Origin of the sequence: Priestia sp. YIM B13551, from assembly GCF_042787905.1 — a bacterium.
In the GTDB taxonomy this organism is placed as follows: domain Bacteria; phylum Bacillota; class Bacilli; order Bacillales; family Bacillaceae_H; genus Priestia.
The window spans coordinates 1,784-3,031 of the sequence record NZ_JBHZOX010000033.1 but is presented as its reverse complement, the minus strand read 5'-3'; the positions used below and the strand labels follow the sequence as shown (position 1 = coordinate 3,031).

The 1,248-nt window shown below is 49.7% G+C and carries 1 rRNA gene (running past one end of the window); it reads left to right on the top strand.

From position 1 onward, the window contains the following. Nucleotides 1-25: 25 nt before the first annotated feature. Nucleotides 26-1,248 (top strand): 23S ribosomal RNA (locus tag ACFX4N_RS30990) (it continues 1,778 nt past the right edge of the window).

The window sequence follows — 1,248 nt, the reverse complement described above, 5'->3', positions numbered from 1 at the left end:
TATGTTGTACCATTTATTCGCTAATGGTTAAGTTAGAAAGGGCGCACGGTGAATGCCTTGGCACTAGGAGCCGATGAAGGACGGGACTAACACCGATATGCTTCGGGGAGCTGTAAGTGAGCTTTGATCCGGAGATTTCCGAATGGGGAAACCCACTGTTCGTAATGGAACAGTATCTTTATCTGAATACATAGGATATTGAAGGCAGACCCGGGGAACTGAAACATCTAAGTACCCGGAGGAAGAGAAAGCAAATGCGATTTCCTGAGTAGCGGCGAGCGAAACGGAATTAGCCCAAACCAAGAGGCTTGCCTCTTGGGGTTGTAGGACACTCTATACGGAGTTACAAAGGAACGAAGTAAATGAAGCGACCTGGAAAGGTCCGTCGAAGAAGGTAACAACCCTGTAGTTGAAACTTCGTTCCCTCTTGAGTGGATCCTGAGTACGGCGGAACACGTGAAATTCCGTCGGAAGCTGGGAGGACCATCTCCCAAGGCTAAATACTACCTAGTGACCGATAGTGAACCAGTACCGTGAGGGAAAGGTGAAAAGCACCCCGGAAGGGGAGTGAAAGAGATCCTGAAACCGTGTGCCTACAAGTAGTCAGAGCCCGTTAACGGGTGATGGCGTGCCTTTTGTAGAATGAACCGGCGAGTTACGATCCCATGCAAGGTTAAGCTGATAAGGCGGAGCCGTAGCGAAAGCGAGTCTGAATAGGGCGTTTAGTATGTGGTTGTAGACCCGAAACCAGGTGATCTACCCATGTCCAGGGTGAAGTTCAGGTAACACTGAATGGAGGCCCGAACCCACGCACGTTGAAAAGTGCGGGGATGAGGTGTGGGTAGCGGAGAAATTCCAATCGAACCTGGAGATAGCTGGTTCTCTCCGAAATAGCTTTAGGGCTAGCCTCATGTTGTAAGAGTCTTGGAGGTAGAGCACTGATTGGACTAGGGGCCCCCAACGGGTTACCGAATTCAGTCAAACTCCGAATGCCAAAGACTTATCCATGGGAGTCAGACTGCGAGTGATAAGATCCGTAGTCAAAAGGGAAACAGCCCAGACCACCAGCTAAGGTCCCCAAGTATACGTTAAGTGGAAAAGGATGTGGAGTTGCTTAGACAACCAGGATGTTGGCTTAGAAGCAGCCACCATTTAAAGAGTGCGTAATAGCTCACTGGTCGAGTGACTCTGCGCCGAAAATGTACCGGGGCTAAACGTATCACCGAAGCTGTGGATTGACATCTTTGA